Raw genomic sequence first — 16457 nt, 5'->3', positions numbered from 1 at the left:
GCGATGCGCGCCAATTACAAGATGCAACGCCTGTTCGTGTCCGACGATCTCGCGCCAGAGATCGAGTTCGATGCCGGTCAGCAGCAGAGCCACTATCTGCTGCATGTGCTGCGGCTTGGCGAAGGCGCCGAAATCCTGGTGTTCAACGGTCGTGACGGCGAGTGGTCGGCGGCCATCGCGGCGAAGACAAAAAGGGCGGTGCGGCTAAAGGTGCTGGCGCTGCAACGGCCGCAGCCGCCGCTTCCCGATCTCATCTACTGCTTTGCGCCGCTGAAGCAGGGCCGGCTCGACTATCTCGTGCAAAAGGCGGTCGAGATGGGCGCTGGTGTCCTGCAGCCGGTGATCACCCAGCACACGCAAGTGGCAAAACCTTCCATCGATCGCCTGCGCGCCAATGTCGTCGAAGCCGCCGAACAGTGCGGCATCCTGGCGGTGCCGGAGGTGCGCGAAGCGGAAAAGTTCGACCGCCTGCTGACCGGCTGGGACAGAGAGCGGCGGCTGATCTTCTGCGACGAGGACGCCTCGACCAACAATCCGCTGCCGGCTCTGCAGGCGGTCAAGGAAAAGAAGCTCGGGCTGCTGGTCGGGCCGGAGGGCGGCTTCTCCGATGACGAGCGCAAGATGCTGCGCGCCCTGCCCTTCGTCACGGCCATTCCGCTCGGACCGCGTATCCTGCGCGCCGATACGGCGGCGGTGGCAGCACTTTCGGTGATCCAGGCAACCGTCGGAGACTGGTGAGACTTCATTCCTTGCAAGGGACGGAGAGCGCAGTATCGTTCAATTCCTGTTGACCTGTGGCTCAGGATTTTTCGCTTGATCGACTACTGACATTTCGTCCATCTAGCGCCGGCGGTCGTCCGACCGTCCTACAACTCCGCGTGTCCTTTCGGACGCGCAAAGGACGCTGTAACACTTGAAGGGGCACGTGATCCTTTCCGAAAATCGAAAGCCGATTTTCGGGATTATGTGCGGAGGGCTCTATCATGGCGCGCGACACAACCGATTTCCGCCCGATCGAAGGCGTCGATGAACTCGTCGAGCATCTGGCCGAAGGCAACAAGCCGCGCGACAAGTGGCGCATCGGCACCGAGCACGAGAAATTCCCGTTCTATGTCGACGGCAACGCGCCTGTGCCCTATGGCGGCGAGCGCGGCATCCGCGCCATCCTCGAAGGCATGCAGCAGAAACTCGGCTGGGATCCGATCATCGATGACGGCCGCATCATCGGCCTGGTCGAACCCACCGGCCAGGGTGCGATTTCGCTAGAGCCGGGTGGCCAGTTCGAGCTGTCCGGCGCGCCGCTGGAGACGATCCACCAGACCTGCCGCGAGGGCAATGCGCATCTGGCACAGGTGCGCGAGATCGCCGAGCCGATGGGTATTCGCTTTCTCGGCCTTGGCGGCAGCCCGAAATGGTCGCTGGCCGAAACGCCGAAAATGCCGAAGTCGCGCTACGAGATCATGACGCGCTACATGCCAAAGGTCGGCACCAAGGGTCTCGACATGATGTACCGCACCTGCACGATCCAGGTGAACCTCGACTTCGAGAGCGAAGCCGACATGCGCCGCAAGATGCAGGTGTCGCTGAAGCTGCAGCCGCTGTCGACGGCATTGTTCGCCAATTCCCCGTTCACCGAGAGCCGGCCAAACGGATTGCAGAGCTGGCGCGGCGACATCTGGCGCGACACCGACAACCAGCGCTCGGGCCTGCTCGAATTCTGCTTCTCGCCCGATTTCGGTTTCGCCGACTATGTCGAGTGGGCGCTCGACGTGCCGATGTATTTCGTCATACGCGACGGCCACTATCACGACATGACGCACATCACCTTCCGCCAGTTCATGGCCGGCGCCGCGCGCAATGAAGTGCCGGACGGGCTGCCGACGATGGGCGACTGGGCGAACCATTTGTCGACGCTGTTCCCGGACGTGCGGCTGAAGCGTTTCCTCGAGATGCGCGGCGCCGATGGCGGGCCGTGGCGGCGCATCTGCGCGTTGCCGGCTTTCTGGGTCGGATTGCTCTATGACGAGGCAGCGCTCGACGCCGCCGAGGCACTGACCTCGAGCTGGACATATGACGAAGCGCTGGCGATGCGCAACGCGGTGCCGGAACAAGGCATTTCCGCACCCTTCCGCAACACCACGCTGCGCGAGATCGCCCGCGACGTGATGGTCATCTCACGCATGGGCCTGAAGAACCGTGGCCGCAAGAACCGCGACGGCTATGACGAGACCTCGTTCCTCAACACGCTCGATGAAGTGGTCGCACGCGGCACCACCAGCGCCGAGGAGATGCTCTCCGCCTACCACACGCGCTGGGGCGGCTCGATCGAGCCGGTTTTCATGGAATACGCCTACTAACCCAGCGAGGATCGGCGCGGCCGATTGATTGGCAAAAGCCGCTTCAATCGGCCGTCGAAACGAATTAGGCTCTCCACCCTAGGATTTCCCGGAGGAGAAGCCGATGCCTACCTTGTTCGATATGCTGGCGCAGGCCCAGAACGGCAACGGCATGCAGGCCCTTGCCCAACAATACGGGCTTTCGATGCAGCAGACCCAGGCGGCCGTCGCCGCTCTGCTGCCGGCCTTTTCGCAGGGGCTGCAGCGCAACACTGCCGATCCCTATGGGCTCGGCGCCTTCATGACGGCAATGGCAAGCGGCCAGCACGCCAAGTATTTCGAGGACGCGACCCGAGCCTTCTCGCCGCAAGGCGTCGATGAGGGCAACGGCATTTTGGGCCACCTGTTCGGCTCGAAGGACCTGTCGCGGGCCGTGGCCAGCCAGGCAGCGCAAGCCAGCGGCGTCAGCCAGCAGATCCTGCAGCAGATGCTGCCGGCGATCGCCTCGATGGTCATGGGCGGGCTGTTCAAGCAGACGACAAGCCAGTTGACAGGGGGCCAGATGCAGGCCGCCGCTGGTGGTTTTGGTGGTGGCAACAATCCGCTCGGCGAGATCATCGAGCAGATGATGCGGCAAAGCGGCATGCAAGCCCCCGCCCCACAGCCACGCCGGGCACCGCAGCCGCAGAATCCGATGGACAAGCCGCTCGGCAAGGTTTTGCAGGACGTGTTCGGCGGCGGTGCCCCGCAGCCGCAAAGCCAGCCGCAGCCGGCACCCAATCCCTATGGCGACAATCCGCTCGGCAAGGTGCTGCAGGACATGTTCGGCGGTGGGGCGCCGCAGCCGCAGCAATCGCAACCGCAGCAAACCCAGAGCCCCTATGGCGACAACCCACTGGGCAAAATCTTCGAGGAGATGCTGCGGCAAGGCGGCGGTGGCGGCTTCGGCGGGGGCGGACAGCCGGCGCCGCAAGAGCCACAGGCACCACCGCAGCGGCAGACGCCGCAGCCGCAGACCAATCCGAGCGGCCGGCCGAGGAACCCGTTCGACGACCTGTTCGGCAAGATGTTCGAGACCGGCGCCCAGCAACGTGACGAGTACCAGAAGGGCTTGGAAACGATCTTCGACCAGTTCAAGCGGGACATGGATCGGCGGTAGCACCGATCGGCACTTCAAAAGAAAGCCCGGTCCTGGGAGGACCGGGCCAGAGTGCAGGCGGGCCGGCGGGGATCCGGCAGGGAGTGGGGCCTGCATACTCGTCAGTCGCGTCGAACCCTAAAAAGGTTCACGGCAACCGATGTGATAGCAACCAATCCAGGCGATCAGGCCACCTGGCGGGCGAGATCCTCGATCGTTTCGACGCGATCGCTGGCGATTTCGCGCAAGATCTTCGTCGGATCGCGGCCAAACGGTATGTCGATGGCGACATGGAGGTCGGCGCGCGTCAGGCCGATATCGGCGAGTTCGGAATCCGACATCTCGCCAAGGCGATAGAAGGCGCGGCGGTTTTTCCAGGCGCGGTAAACGTTTGAGACGGTGTTTGCCACGCGCGTCGCAACGGCCGGACGCGAGGTGATGCGCGAGGTCTCGGTGGCGAAATCAAACGTGGTCATGTCGGTCTCCTTCAGACTCGAACGGACAAAGCCCTGCCATCGGCGCTGGCGACAGCGACCGTTTCAGCTTCGATTCACATGCCTTCATGTGGACAATCACAATTTGCCATCGACCGATTGATTAATCCAACGAATGTTTCTAATCCTAGGCATCAACACTAGTGATGGATTGGACCGATGAAAGCGCCACTCGATCTCGATCAGTTGCAGACCTTCATCTCGATTGCCGACACCGGCAGCTTTACGCGGGCGGCCGAAGAGGTGCACCGGACACAGTCGGCAGTATCGATGCAGATGCGCCGGCTGGAAGAGCGGATCGGCAAGCCGCTGTTCGAAAAGGACGGGCGTACCAACAGGCTGACCGAGGAGGGCGACAAGCTGCTCTCCTATGCGCGGCGGCTGCTCTATCTCAACCGCGAAACACTGGCCGCCTTCGACGACCGGCGGCTCGAAGGCACGATCCGCATCGGCACGCCGGACGACTATGCCGACCGTTTCCTGCCCGAGATCATGGCGCGCTTCACGCGCTCCAATCCGCGCGTCGAACTGACCGTCATCTGCGAGCCGACGCCAGGGCTGGTCGAGCATATCAAGCGCGGCAATCTCGACCTGGCGCTGGTGACGCACAACGATGTACGCGGCCAGTCGGAGGTGGTGCGGCGCGAGCCGCTGCTGTGGGTCACCTCCGCCAACCATGCGACGCACGAGCAGCAGACGCTGCCGATGGCCTTTGGCCGGCCAAATTGCATCTGGCGGCGCGCCGCCGTCGACGTGCTAGACCAGCAGAACCGCGAGTATCGCATCCTGTTCACCAGCTTCTCGGCGACCGTCATCACCGCCGCCGTACTTTCCGGCCTGGCGATCTCGGTGCTGCCGGAATGCGCGCTCAGGCCCGGCATGCGGGTGCTGGGCGAAGCCGACGGCTTCGGCGCCCTGCCCGACTGCCGCATCGGCATCATGCGCGGCCAGACGTCGCGACCGGAGATCGTCGATGCACTTGCCCGCCACATCTCGGAAAGCCTGGACAATATTTCCGTGCCGATCGGCGAAGAGACCGGGACATTCGACTTCGCCGCCCTCGCCTATGCCAAGATGAAGCGGACGAAGCCGAACCAGATCCTGCCGGGCTGGTAGGCCACATCCTCCCCGACAGGAAGGTCAACCAAGAGCCGAAGCCGACCTCCCCTCAACGGGCGACGGGCCTGCGAGGGCCAGCATCTGGGCCGGTTCCAGCGGCGGCGACAGCAGATAGCCCTGCAACTGATGGCAGCCCATGCCGACGAGCAGAGCCTTTTGTTCCTCGGTCTCGACCCCCTCCGCGGTGACCTCGACGTCGAGAGCGATGGTAAGGTCGACCAACGCCTTGACGATCGCGGTGGAATTTCGATCATTGTCGAGAAGGCGCACGAAGGAACGGTCGATCTTGAGCTTGTCGATGGCATGGCGGCGCAGGTAGTTCAGCGAAGAATAACCGGTGCCGAAATCATCGAGCGCGACCCCGATGCCCGTATGGCGCAAGGCCGCCAGTACCGTCCTGGTGGTGTCGTTGTTTTCCAAAAGCACACTTTCGGTGATCTCGAGTTGCAACCGCGACGGCGCCAGCCCGGTCTCGGCAAGGATCAACGCAACCTCGTCGGCGAACCCGGCGTCGCGCAGCTGCAGCGGCGAGACGTTGACGGCAACCCAGGGCAATTGCGTGCCGACGGCGAACCGGCAGGCCTCGGCCAGCACCCATTTGCCGAGCTCGCCGATCATGCCGCGTTCCTCGGCAATGGCGATGAACTGTTGCGGCGGCAACGCGCCATGGATCTCATGCGCCCAGCGGATCAGCGCTTCGGCGCCGGCGATCGTCCTGCCATCCGCGGCGAAAATCGGCTGATAGGCCAGTTTTATCCCGGTCCCGCCAGCAAGGGCGCTGCGGAGCTCGTTCTCGACCTTGCGCTTGTGCAGCAAGAGGTCGTCCATGTCGCCGGCGAAGATCTGATGGCGACCGCGGCCGTTCTTCTTGGCCTCGTAAAGCGCAATATCGGCCTTGCGCAGCAGATCGTCAGCATCGACTTGCGGACCCGACGCCAAGGCAATGCCGATGCTGGCGCTGACGAAGACCTGATCGTCCATCAGCCTGAACGGCTCCTGCATTTTCCGCAGCAGTCGTTCCGAAACATCCTCGGCCGCCCTGATGTCGCGAACATCGACCAGAATGAGCGCGAACTCGTCGCCGCCGAGCCGCGCCACCGTGTCGATTTCCCGGATTGTCTGCTGCAGCCTGGTTGCCGTCTGGCGCACAAGCTCGTCGCCGGCGGGATGGCCGAGCGTGTCGTTGACATGCTTGAAACGATCGATATCGAGATAAAACAGCGCTATCCTTGCCGTATCGCGCCCGGTCGTCAGCAAGGCCCGCCGCAACCTGTCCTCGAAGAGAGCCCGGTTGGGGAGGCCCGTCAGCGTATCGTGAAAGGCGAGATACTGCGCCTGCGCCTGACTGGTCTGCAGCGCCAGCGATGTCCGCCGCAGGCGCCGCAGGACAAAGATCAATGCACCCGCGGCAAACAGCACGCCGGCGACCAATGCCGGGCCCGCCTTGCGCACCAGCGTCAGACCGGGGCGCTCCTGATCCCAGCCGATGTAGCCGAGAATGACACCGCGTGAATTCATCAGCGGAATGGCGGCGGAGCTGACCGGTTGCGACAACAGCAGCAGGTGCGCGCCATCGAGCAGATATTTTTCGGCGATCTTGCCGATGACAGCGTCGTTGATGAACTCGATCGAGACATGCAGATATTCGCTGCCCGGCGCCTGGGTGACGCGGTCCGAACTCGGCACCAGCGGTGCGATGCTGAGGATCGCGGGCTTGCCCCCAAGCGACACAAGGTCCTCGGCGACCATCTTGGTCGGGCCGCCGGATGCGTTCTGTTGCGGCGGTTGAGCGATCAGCTGGCGCAGCTTTTCGATGGTGGGCCGCAAAGCAGGCTCATCCGCGCCGTAGACGGCCAGCGGCATCACCTTGCCTTCCTGCATGGCGTGGATCGGCCGATTTGCCTCGTCCAGCACATAGACACGGTTGTGACCGTAGTAGGTGTACATCCAGACGCTGATGTTCTCGACCATCCATTGCTGGTTGCCGGCCTTGGCGTTGAGGATGGAATCGTCCCAGACCGAGATACTTTCCTGCTCGCGCTCCACGGTAGCGATCTGATCCTGCAAACCGTTGGCGAAGAATATCTTTTGTCGCTCAAGCGAGGCACGATCGGTCTGCACGGCCGCGTAGAAGCCAAATCCGACGACCATGACCAGCGCAAAAGCGGCAAGCGCCAGCACGGTCAGCGTGACCTGATACGTCAATGGGCTGCGATGTCCGCTTGCGCTCATGCGTCCTTGGCCAGCTTCGTTGGATTCAACTCAATCAAAGCAGGCTTAACATCGCGTTATGACGTGTGGTCCGTCACAGGCGCCTTGACGTGGGCGTTCAACCGTTCCCCAATCGGCCAATGAGCGAGGCAGCATCCGAATCACGCACGAACGCCACCGAATACACGGTGAGCGAGATTTCCGGCGCGCTGAAGCGCACGGTCGAGGACGTGTTCGGCAATGTGCGGGTGCGTGGCGAAATATCCGGCTATCGAGGGCCGCATTCGTCCGGTCATGCCTATTTTGCGCTGAAGGACGACCGCGCGCGGCTCGATGCCGTGGTGTGGAAGGGGACGATGAGCCGGCTGAAATTCCGCCCCGAGGAGGGGATGGAGGTAATCGCCACCGGCAAGCTCACCACCTATCCCGGCAAATCCAACTACCAGATCGTCATCGACAATCTGGAGCCAGCCGGCGCCGGCGCCCTGATGGCGCTGCTGGAAGAGCGAAAGCGCCGGCTGCAGGCCGAGGGCCTGTTCGACCCCGGCCGCAAGCGGTTGCTGCCGTTCATGCCGCGCGTCATCGGCGTCGTCACCTCGCCGACAGGTTCCGTCATCCGCGACATCATTCATCGCATCAAGGACCGGTTTCCATTGCATGTGCTGGTCTGGCCGGTGCGCGTGCAGGGCGAGACGGCGGGCGCGGAAGTGACCGCCGCTGTCAATGGCTTCAACGCGCTGGCCTGGGACGGTGCCATCCAGCGCCCCGATCTGCTGATCGTGGCGCGCGGCGGCGGCAGCCTCGAAGACCTTTGGGGCTTCAACGACGAGGCGCTGGCGCGTGCCGTTGCAGCCTCCGCCATTCCGGTGATCTCGGCTGTCGGCCACGAGACCGACTGGACGCTGATCGACCTCGTCGCGGATCGCCGCGCCCCGACACCGACAGGTGCCGCCGAAATTGCGGTGCCGGTGAAGGCCGACCTCGAAGCGACGCTTGCCAGCCTTGGCGCGCGGCTCAAGGCGGCGGTCTTGCGCAATTTCGAGCGCAAGCGGCAAGCCGCCCGTGCGGCCGCCCGCGCTCTGCCCTCGCCCGATCAATTGCTGGCGCTGCCGCGCCGACGCCTAGACGAGGCGACAAGCCGCCTTGGCCGGGCGCTGTCCGTCAGCGTCGACCGCAAGCGGGCGCGGCTTCAAGGCCAAAGGCTGACGCCGGCCACGCTGTCGCGGCGCATAAATGAAGCCCGCACGCTGACCGGCCGCGACCTCGCCCGCGCGCAAGCGGCATTTTTTGCCATCGTGCGAGAGCGTCGCGCACGATTTTCGCGCACCGCGACGCGGCTTTCGCCGGCCCCGATCGCGCGGCGCCAGAAGCTGCAAGGGGACACGCTGGCAGCACTGGCGCGGCGACAGGATCGGGTGATCTCCGTCCGGCTCGAGCGCCTGCGCGGACAATTGAGCCAGGCCGATCGCCTGTTGACCACGCTTTCGCACAAGGCCGTCCTGGCGCGCGGCTTCGCCCTGGTGAAGGACGCCGATGGGGCAGTGATCAAACATGCGGCCGAAGTGGCGTCGGGAATGGCGCTTTCGCTTGAGTTCGCCGACGGCACCGCCGATGCGATTGCCACCAGCGGCACGGCAAGACCGAAAGCCGTGGCCAAGCCGGCGGCAAAGGCCAAAGAGCCCGGCAATCAGGGATCGCTGTTCTGAGATCATGACCGACAATCCGAACCATCTGGCAACGCCTTCCGGCAAGCCGCGCGCGCGGCGTTTTGGCATCGGTTTCGACGGCACACCCGGTCCGTTCAACGCGATCACCGATGTGCCGGGCGTTGCGGTCGGGTACACGACGCTGATTTCAGGCGATGGCGCGCTCGTCGTCGGCCAGGGACCGGTGCGTACCGGCGTCACCGCGATCCTGCCCCGGCCGCGCGCCGATCTTGCCACGCCGGTCTTTGCCGGCATCTTCAGCCAGAACGGCAATGGCGAACTGACCGGCTCGCACATCGTCGAGGAAACCGGCGCATTCAACTTTCCGATCACCATCACCAACACGCATTCCTGCGGTGTTTCACGCGATGGCACGCTGCGCTGGATGCAAAGCGTACTGCCGGCGGCACTCGACAGCGCCTGGGGCCTGCCGGTGGCGGCGGAGACCTTTGACGGCTTCCTCAACGACATCAACGGCCACCATTTGACATCAGAGCATGTTGCGCAGGCACTTGACGGTGCGGCCAGCGGACCGATCGAGGAAGGCAGCGTCGGCGGCGGCACCGGCATGATCACCTTCGGCTTCAAGGCCGGATCCGGGACCGCATCGCGCATCGTCGAATGGCAAGGCCGTGCCTTCACTGTCGGCGCCTTCGTGCAGTCGAATTTCGGCAAGCGGCACAATTTTACGGTTCGCGGCCTGCGCGCCGGGCCTGAGCTTACTGAGCCGGCGATCCGGCAAGGCACACCGCGTGCCGAAAAGGGCTCGATCATCGCCGTCATCGCCACCAACGCGCCATTCCTGCCGCATCAAATGAAGCGGCTGGCGCGCCGCGTGCCGCTTGGCGTCGCCATGACCGGCGGCTTCGGCTATCACAGTTCAGGCGACATCTTTGTCGCCTTCTCGACCGCCAATGCGAGCGCGGCGCTGGCACCATCCGGCCGCATCGCCAGCGCCGATTTTGTTCCCGACACCGACATCGATCCGTTTTTCGATGCGGTGATCCAGAGCGTGGAGGAATCGATCCTCAACGCCTTGGTCGCCAATGACGACATGAGCGGACGCGACGGCAATTTCGTGCCGGCGTTGCCGAAAGTGTGGCTGAAAGAGAAATTTGGCGGAGGGGATGACTGATACGAAGACGCGGGCCGAATAGCCCGCGTTCAGACGGTTACCCTTGAATTGCTCTAAGCGGCTATTCTGCGCCCTTGCTGGGGGCCTGCTGGTTCTCGTCGGCCTCGGCCGCTTCCTCGAGCCGGGAGGCAATCAGTTCTTGAATGTCGCCGACCTCTTCCTGGATATCCTCCAGAGGGATGCCGACCTCTGCCGCCTTGGCAGCGCATTCCTTGGCCAGAGTCTCGGCCTGCTTGTCGATCCTGGCCTGGGATGACTGGCAGTGGACCTTTTCGCCTATCCATCCCCGCAAGAACTCGATCGCGTGTTCACTCATACTGCTGTTCCCTGGCGGCAAAGCCGGTTGGTAATCATAAACGCCGACACCCCGCAAAGGATGCATGGTCCCATACGAACCGAGTCGTCGCCAACCGGCAAGCCGATCTTGTCCAAGGTCCACAGCGTCAAAGGAAATCGAGGGGTCAAGAGCATTCTGTTTCTGAGGGGTCGGTACCGTTGGCTGGGACCACGCCCAGCTTTGCGCCACTGTTTCTATTTGCTTTTTTCCGGTTTCCGAGCCGATTTCGTCACAATAGATGGCGCAATCCGTAACACATTTACAGTCGCTTCGGCGGCGCTGCCCTGAGGCGCGCGGGTCGAAGCCGCCGGTATATAGTGACATCCTCACGCAATGTCGACTCTGCTCGCCATCAGGTCGACTCTGCTCGCCATCAGGTAGTGTCTCAGTTTGAAATCTTGCGATGCGGTCGATGCCGAGACCTGAGAGGCAGATCGACCCAAGGTCATTTCTCTCGCACATAGGTCACTTCGTGAATAATCTCGCGCCCGTCAAACGGATTTTGGGTGGGGGGCGAGGTGTAAGTCAGCGTCTGTTCGTCGACTTTGCAGAACCGCACCTGTTCCGTGCCACTCCATGCTTCATTCCAGCTCATGTCGACATGATGGACAACGCGATCTGACTCAACCGTATAGCTGCCCGAATAGGCGAACATCGAATCGAACAACGCAATCTTCTCTTCGTCGGATGGCGGCAAACGCTGCGGCCGATTGCGATTGTTCCTAAGGATAAAGAAAATGACGCGCTCAGGTGTATAGATGACGATGCCATGAGGTTCCTGACCCAGGGCTGGCTGCCGCTCCCCGGTCGAAACATCTCTCGTCATCCAAGACGTCATCCGCCAGCTTCCAAGGAGGAGATCGAGGCGAATCGGTGAACGGCTATATCTTCGGCCATTGCCCTCACCTCCGTTATTCCTTGGCAGAGCGCTCGCTATGCCATCCGCGTGGCCCGGCTTCGGCGCAGTTGCGTCCAGCGAGGAGCGCATAAAGGCAATCCACGTCATCCGGGGATGTCTGGACGGCATATGGCATGAAGCCTCCCCCATGCTTTGCGGAAAGCATACAGGAGTTCGGCCCGGATCGCGACCAGCGAGCCTTCAAACCGAGACACCACCCGATCATGCGCATCGACAACGGCGCAGCGAATGCCGCCGCCGCGTCCAAGCCGATAATGTGCTGAAGTTTATGCCGCCATTGACGCTGCCGCAGGACGAGGTGCGGTGGCAACAGGCCACCCCTATCTTGCCGGAAGCGAAGCCCCATATGCATGGTAGGATCCACTCGTCTTGCTGAGTCCTGCCTAGGGCAAGGAAAACTGCGAACGACAGGGAAGCTTACCGGATGTCCCTTGGGATCGATCAGGCGACGATCACAGCCTATCTGGAAGTCATCACCATCAATCTCGTTCTGTCGGGCGACAATGTCGTGGTGATCGGCATGGCGGCCGCGGGCCTGGCAAAGGCGCTGCGGCAGAAGGCGATCATCGCCGGCATCGCCGCAGCGGCTGTCATCCGCATCGTCTTTGCCGTGGTGGCCGTGCAGTTGCTGGCGATCCCGGGCATCATGCTGGTCGGCGGTCTGCTGTTGTTCTGGGTCTGCTGGAACATGTTCGGGGAATTGCGATCCGCCAGCGATGCCGATGACGGGGACGGTGCAGACGCCGATCCGACCGTGGCTTCCCTTGCGGCGACACGACCGGCCAAGGCGCTGCGCACGGCAATCGTGCAGATCGTCGTTGCCGACGTTTCGATGTCGTTGGACAATGTGCTCGCCGTGGCAGGTGCTGCCAGCGACGACATGGATGCGCTTGTCTTTGGCCTCATCTTGTCGGTGGTGCTGATGGCGATCGCCTCGACCCTGGTCGCGGCGCTGCTGGCCAGGCATCGCTGGATCGGCTGGCTCGGCCTTGCGGTCATCGTCTATGTCGCAGGCAGCATGGTGCTGGATGGCGTCGAGCAGTTGAAAGCACTCGACTATTGGACGGTTCTTTCATGAACGCCGAGCTCGATGGGAGCCTCAACAATTAGAGTATCCGTGTGGGCCAAGGAATGAGCGACCATTTCTTGATTCGAAATGCCGGAAATCCTCTTGGGCAGACCCCTCAGCGACTTCCGGCGACCGGCACGATGAGCTTGCCGAAATTCTTGCCCTCGAGAAGGCCAAGGAAGGCTCGCGGCGCGTTCTCTATTCCATCCACGATATCTTCCCGGTACCGAACGCGGCCGGTTGCTATCCAGTCGGCCATGTCGCGGTAGAACGCCGGGCGCTGGTCGACGAATTCACGCTGGATGAACCCCCTGATCGCCAGGCTGCGGTGGAGCACCTGCTGCATCAGCGTCGGCAGCCGATCGATGCCGGACTCCGCGATGACATTGTATTGCGCGATCAACCCGCAGACCGGCACGCGGGCAAAATCGTTCAACAGGGGGAACACCGCATCCCAGACAGGGCCGCCGACATTTTCGAAATAGATGTCGATGCCATCAGGGCAGGCCGCCTGCAACTGCGCGGCAAAATCATCGGCACGGTGATCGACGACCGCATCGAACCCGAGCTCCTGCCGCACGAAAGCGCATTTGTCAGCGCCGCCGGCAATGCCAACGACACGCGCGCCCTTGATGCGCGCGATCTGTCCAACGGCTGACCCGACTGCGCCGCTGGCCGCCGCCACGACGACCGTCTCGCCAGGCTTTGGCTGTCCGATCGTGAGCAGGCCGGCATAGGCGGTGAAGCCCGGCATGCCGAGCACGCCGAGTGCCGTGGTGACGGGCGCCGCCGCGGGTTCGAGCTTGCGCAGCCCGACGCCATCGGACAGTGCAAAGCTCTGCCATCCCGAGTGCGACAGGACGACATCGCCTTCAGCGAAGCCGGCATGGCGGGATCTGACGACACGCGCAACGGTGCCGCCTTCCATCACGCCGTCGATCTCGACCGGCTTGGCATAGGATCTGGCGTCGTTCATCCGCCCGCGCATATAGGGATCAAGCGACAGATAGAGGATCTGCAGCAGGAGTTCGTCCTCGGCCGGCTCGACAATTTCAACTGTCTCTATCCGAAAATCGCCTGGCTTCGGCCGGCCTTGCGGTCTCGCTGCAAGCACGATGCGGGTGTTTGTCTGCGCTGACATTTACGGACGACCTCGCTGTCAAGAACACTCTACTCGAAAAACCGGTTGGGCGGCCGCTTCAGGCCAAGATTCTCGCGCAATGTCGTTCCCTCGTACTGCCGCCTGAAGATCCCCCGTCGCTGCTGTTCGGGCACGACCTTCTCGACAAAGTCGTCGAGCCCGGCGGGCAGATAGGGAAACATGATGTTGAACCCGTCGGAGCCCTCGGTGACCAGCCATTCCTCCATTTCGTCGGCGATTGTCTGAGGCGTACCGACGAAAGCAAGGCCGGAATAGCCACCCAGCCTCTGTGCAAGCTGCCTGACGGTCAGGTTCTCGTTGCGCGCCAGTTCGATGACACGCTCGCGGCCGCTCTTGCTGGCATTGGTTTCGGGGATTTCGGGCAAGGCCGCGTCCGGATCAAAACCGGATGCGTCATGCCCGATCGCGATCGACAGCGAGGCAATGCCGCTCTCGTAGTAGACGAGGCTGTCGAGCTTCGCCCGCTTGGACTGCGCATGCTCGACACTGTCACCGACGACGACAAAGGCGCCGGGCAGGATCTTGATGTCGTCGCGCGAGCGGCCGAGTTTCTCCGCACGGCTTTTGACGTCGGCGAAGAAACGTTGGCCGGCGGCGAGATCGGCATGCGCGGCGAAAATGACTTCCGCCGTTTCTGCCGCCAGTTGCCGCCCAGCCTCCGACGCGCCGGCCTGGACGATGACCGGCCAGCCCTGGATTGGCCGGGCGATGTTGAGCGGCCCGCGCACCGAGAGATGCTCGCCCTTGTGATCGAGCACACGCAATCTGGAAGGATCGAAATAGAGACCGCTTTCAGCGTCGCGGATGAAGGCATCGTCAGCGAAGCTGTCCCACAGGCCGGTCACGACATCATAGAATTCCCGTGCCCGCCGGTAGCGCTCGTCATGCCCGACATGTTCGTCGAGGCCGAAGTTGAGCGCCGCATCGGGGTTGGATGTGGTGACGATGTTCCAGCCGGCGCGGCCGCCGCTGATATGGTCCAGCGAGGCGAAGCGGCGGGCGATGTGGTAGGGCGCGTCGAACGTCGTCGATGCGGTTGCGACCAGCCCGATATGATCGGTGACGGCCGCCAGCGCCGACAGCAGCGTGAACGGCTCGAACGACGTAACCGTGTGGCTGCGCCGCAGCGCCTCGATCGGCATGTTGAGAACGGCCAGATGGTCGGCCATGAAGAAGGCGTCGAACCTCGCAGCCTCCAGGGTCTGGGCGAAGCGCTTCAGATGCGCGAAATTGAAATTGGCGTCGGGATAGGCGCCCGGATAGCGCCAGGCGCCGGTGTGCAGGCTGACGGGGCGCATGAAAGCACCAAGCCGCAATTGTTTCTGTGTCATGAAAATCGTTCCGACCGATCAATATGGTCGAGCGCCATCGCTCGAATCCTGATCTTTAGGATCGGCCGGTCCGCCCAGCCCGGGAAGGTATTCCGTTGCGCCGCGCCGGGTTTTTGCAGCAATTCCGTTTTGCGATCCAGGACCGCAGCACAAAAAATGGCCGGGCTCGAATGCGGCCCGGCCAAAAGAAGGTTCAAACCTTCAGAGGGGAACACCGCTCAGCGGAATGGGAGGAGACCGCCGAACGATTTTACCTTTTTGAGCTTATTTTCGCGACTTGGCGACGAATGACGTTCCAAAGAACACGCAAACCGGCGAAAATCTGTTCGGTATTGAGGTTTGTTTATGCATGTCGTTCTCCCATAACCGGGACCACTTTTGGGCGACATGCATTGGGCTTCACGGGCGCTCCGCTCCGGTCTGGAGAAGATCGGCATAGTGGCGGCGCGCCACGTCGGGATGCGAACGCAGACGGCTTTTCAGGACATTGGTGCCGACATCGCGGAACAACGGGTTGTCCGGGTCGCTTGCCGGTCCGCGTGCCTCGGCCGCCAGTTCCACGGGCAAATTCAGCAGCGGTATCGTCGCATCCAGCCGCGCGCTGAAGAAGAAGGGAACGGAAATCCGATCGACGCCGGCAGGCGGCGTCACGACGCGGTGAACGGTGGCGCGCAGATAGCCATTCGACGCCAGTTCGAGCAGTTCGCCAATGTTCACGACAAGCGTTCCAGGGAGCGGGTCCACATTCACCCAGCTGCCATCATATTCAACCTGCAGCCCCTTGTTGTCGTCCTGCAGCAGCAGCGTCAGGAAGCCGCCATCCTTGTGCGCGCCGACACGCTGGTCGCCATCCGTCGCGTTGCGCCCGGGGTAGCGCACGATCTTCATGCGATGATTGGGCGAGTCCCTGTAGATCGCGTCGAAGGCGTCCTCGGGCTGATCGAGCGACAGCGCGAAGGCTTTCAGCAGCCGGATCGCCACAGCTGTAGCCCTGGTCTGCCATGCCAGCAGCGCCGGCTTGAGATCGGGCAGTGCCGACGGCCATTGGTTCGGTCCTTGCAGCCGTGTCCAAGGCGCAATTCCCGGCCCTTGAGGGATAGGCTGGCGCTCGACGCCGATGTCGAGTTGTTCACGCCAGTCAGCGGCGCCCTTGGTCAGTTCACCGCCGGCGCGCGTGTAGCCGCGAAACTGCGAGGACTTGACCATTTCGATTGCCAGCTTGTCGGTCTCCGGCAAGGCGAAGAACCGGCGCGAGGCATCGAGCACTTCATCGGTCTCCGAGGCCGAAATTCCGTGACCGCTGAGATAGAAGAAGCCGACGTCGCGGGCCGCCGTGCGCAGGTCCAGGAGAAAGGTGCGATGCTCGGACGCTCCTTGTTCGAGACGGCTCAGATCGAGTACCGGCACAATTCTGGGCATGGGCAGGTTCCTTCTTTTCTCCGCCCTTGCCGAGGAGAAGTAGAAGCGACCATCGGCAAGCACTCGAGGCGTGGATCGTGC

At 62.9% G+C, this 16457-nt stretch carries 14 protein-coding genes; 7 read left to right on the top strand and 7 right to left on the bottom strand.

The window, feature by feature from the left end; genetic code table 11:
• Window positions 1–3: 3 nt before the first annotated feature.
• From AC07FD_RS26400 to AC07FD_RS26390, 3 genes are all read left to right on the top strand, one after another.
• On the top strand, window positions 4–738 hold the full coding sequence (locus AC07FD_RS26400) for a 16S rRNA (uracil(1498)-N(3))-methyltransferase (RefSeq protein WP_478352231.1): 735 nt from the start codon (window positions 4–6) through the stop codon (window positions 736–738).
• Window positions 739–983: 245 nt separating this feature from the next.
• The gene (locus tag AC07FD_RS26395) at window positions 984–2357 is read left to right on the top strand and encodes a glutamate--cysteine ligase (protein WP_478352230.1); all 1374 of its coding nucleotides are present in this window, start codon (window positions 984–986) and stop codon (window positions 2355–2357) included.
• Window positions 2358–2460: 103 nt separating this feature from the next.
• Complete coding sequence (locus AC07FD_RS26390) at window positions 2461–3495, top strand: DUF937 domain-containing protein (RefSeq protein ID WP_478352229.1); 1035 nt, start codon at window positions 2461–2463, stop codon at window positions 3493–3495.
• A 164-nt stretch (window positions 3496–3659) separates the two neighbouring features.
• On the opposite strand, the gene AC07FD_RS26385 is transcribed toward AC07FD_RS26390, so the two are convergent.
• Window positions 3660–3950 (bottom strand): DUF1127 domain-containing protein, encoded by a 291-nt coding sequence (locus AC07FD_RS26385; protein WP_478352228.1) that lies wholly within the window; start codon window positions 3948–3950, stop codon window positions 3660–3662.
• A 177-nt stretch (window positions 3951–4127) separates the two neighbouring features.
• On the opposite strand from AC07FD_RS26385, the gene AC07FD_RS26380 reads away from it, so the two are divergent.
• Window positions 4128–5084, top strand: a complete 957-nt coding sequence (locus tag AC07FD_RS26380; RefSeq protein WP_477225525.1) for a LysR substrate-binding domain-containing protein — start codon at window positions 4128–4130, stop codon at window positions 5082–5084.
• A gap of 24 nt (window positions 5085–5108) precedes the next feature.
• Here the strand turns inward: AC07FD_RS26380 and AC07FD_RS26375 are convergent, their stop codons facing one another.
• Window positions 5109–7319 (bottom strand): bifunctional diguanylate cyclase/phosphodiesterase, encoded by a 2211-nt coding sequence (locus AC07FD_RS26375; protein ID WP_478352227.1) that lies wholly within the window; start codon window positions 7317–7319, stop codon window positions 5109–5111.
• A gap of 119 nt (window positions 7320–7438) precedes the next feature.
• Here AC07FD_RS26375 and xseA point away from each other — a divergent pair, with 119 nt between their 5' ends.
• Together xseA and AC07FD_RS26365 are read left to right on the top strand one after the other, a co-directional pair.
• Window positions 7439–9004, top strand: coding sequence for an exodeoxyribonuclease VII large subunit (gene xseA / locus AC07FD_RS26370; RefSeq protein ID WP_478352226.1), 1566 nt, complete (start codon window positions 7439–7441; stop codon window positions 9002–9004).
• A gap of 4 nt (window positions 9005–9008) precedes the next feature.
• On the top strand, window positions 9009–10139 hold the full coding sequence (locus tag AC07FD_RS26365) for a DmpA family aminopeptidase (RefSeq protein WP_478352225.1): 1131 nt from the start codon (window positions 9009–9011) through the stop codon (window positions 10137–10139).
• Window positions 10140–10200: 61 nt separating this feature from the next.
• Here AC07FD_RS26365 and AC07FD_RS26360 read toward each other — a convergent pair whose 3' ends face one another.
• Window positions 10201–10455 (bottom strand): hypothetical protein, encoded by a 255-nt coding sequence (locus tag AC07FD_RS26360; RefSeq protein ID WP_478352224.1) that lies wholly within the window; start codon window positions 10453–10455, stop codon window positions 10201–10203.
• A 466-nt stretch (window positions 10456–10921) separates the two neighbouring features.
• Window positions 10922–11302, bottom strand: coding sequence for a lipocalin-like domain-containing protein (locus AC07FD_RS26355; RefSeq protein WP_478352223.1), 381 nt, complete (start codon window positions 11300–11302; stop codon window positions 10922–10924).
• Between the two features lie 517 nt (window positions 11303–11819).
• On the opposite strand from AC07FD_RS26355, the gene AC07FD_RS26350 reads away from it, so the two are divergent.
• Window positions 11820–12473, top strand: a complete 654-nt coding sequence (locus tag AC07FD_RS26350) for a YjbE family putative metal transport protein (protein WP_478352222.1) — start codon at window positions 11820–11822, stop codon at window positions 12471–12473.
• 106 nt (window positions 12474–12579) lie between these two features.
• Here AC07FD_RS26350 and AC07FD_RS26345 read toward each other — a convergent pair whose 3' ends face one another.
• From AC07FD_RS26345 to AC07FD_RS26335, 3 genes are all read right to left on the bottom strand, one after another.
• On the bottom strand, window positions 12580–13605 hold the full coding sequence (locus AC07FD_RS26345) for an NADP-dependent oxidoreductase (RefSeq protein ID WP_478352221.1): 1026 nt from the start codon (window positions 13603–13605) through the stop codon (window positions 12580–12582).
• Window positions 13606–13634: 29 nt separating this feature from the next.
• Window positions 13635–14957: an LLM class flavin-dependent oxidoreductase gene (locus AC07FD_RS26340; protein ID WP_478352220.1), complete on the bottom strand. Its 1323-nt coding sequence runs from the start codon at window positions 14955–14957 to the stop codon at window positions 13635–13637.
• Window positions 14958–15356: 399 nt separating this feature from the next.
• On the bottom strand, window positions 15357–16376 hold the full coding sequence (locus AC07FD_RS26335) for an isopenicillin N synthase family dioxygenase (RefSeq protein ID WP_478352219.1): 1020 nt from the start codon (window positions 16374–16376) through the stop codon (window positions 15357–15359).
• Between the last annotated feature and the right edge of the window lie 81 nt (window positions 16377–16457).

This window comes from Mesorhizobium waitakense (genome assembly GCF_056431085.1).
The sequence above is the reverse complement of the archived record's forward strand: the minus strand, read 5'-3'. Positions and strand labels throughout refer to the sequence as shown.

Excerpts from the sequence above, each read along its gene's own strand:
- AC07FD_RS26390 (WP_478352229.1), top strand. The coding sequence starts at position 2,461 with ATGCCTACCTTGTTCGATATGCTGGCGCAGGCCCAGAACGGCAACGGC.
- AC07FD_RS26345 (WP_478352221.1), bottom strand. The coding sequence starts at position 13,605 with ATGTCAGCGCAGACAAACACCCGCATCGTGCTTGCAGCGAGACCGCAA.
- AC07FD_RS26360 (WP_478352224.1), bottom strand. The coding sequence starts at position 10,455 with ATGAGTGAACACGCGATCGAGTTCTTGCGGGGATGGATAGGCGAAAAG.
- AC07FD_RS26335 (WP_478352219.1), bottom strand. The coding sequence starts at position 16,376 with ATGCCCAGAATTGTGCCGGTACTCGATCTGAGCCGTCTCGAACAAGGA.
- AC07FD_RS26375 (WP_478352227.1), bottom strand. The coding sequence starts at position 7,319 with ATGAGCGCAAGCGGACATCGCAGCCCATTGACGTATCAGGTCACGCTG.
- AC07FD_RS26385 (WP_478352228.1), bottom strand. The coding sequence starts at position 3,950 with ATGACCACGTTTGATTTCGCCACCGAGACCTCGCGCATCACCTCGCGT.
- xseA (WP_478352226.1), top strand. The coding sequence starts at position 7,439 with ATGAGCGAGGCAGCATCCGAATCACGCACGAACGCCACCGAATACACG.
- AC07FD_RS26400 (WP_478352231.1), top strand. The coding sequence starts at position 4 with ATGCGCGCCAATTACAAGATGCAACGCCTGTTCGTGTCCGACGATCTC.
- AC07FD_RS26340 (WP_478352220.1), bottom strand. The coding sequence starts at position 14,957 with ATGACACAGAAACAATTGCGGCTTGGTGCTTTCATGCGCCCCGTCAGC.
- AC07FD_RS26365 (WP_478352225.1), top strand. The coding sequence starts at position 9,009 with ATGACCGACAATCCGAACCATCTGGCAACGCCTTCCGGCAAGCCGCGC.
- AC07FD_RS26355 (WP_478352223.1), bottom strand. The coding sequence starts at position 11,302 with ATGACGAGAGATGTTTCGACCGGGGAGCGGCAGCCAGCCCTGGGTCAG.
- AC07FD_RS26350 (WP_478352222.1), top strand. The coding sequence starts at position 11,820 with ATGTCCCTTGGGATCGATCAGGCGACGATCACAGCCTATCTGGAAGTC.
- AC07FD_RS26395 (WP_478352230.1), top strand. The coding sequence starts at position 984 with ATGGCGCGCGACACAACCGATTTCCGCCCGATCGAAGGCGTCGATGAA.
- AC07FD_RS26380 (WP_477225525.1), top strand. The coding sequence starts at position 4,128 with ATGAAAGCGCCACTCGATCTCGATCAGTTGCAGACCTTCATCTCGATT.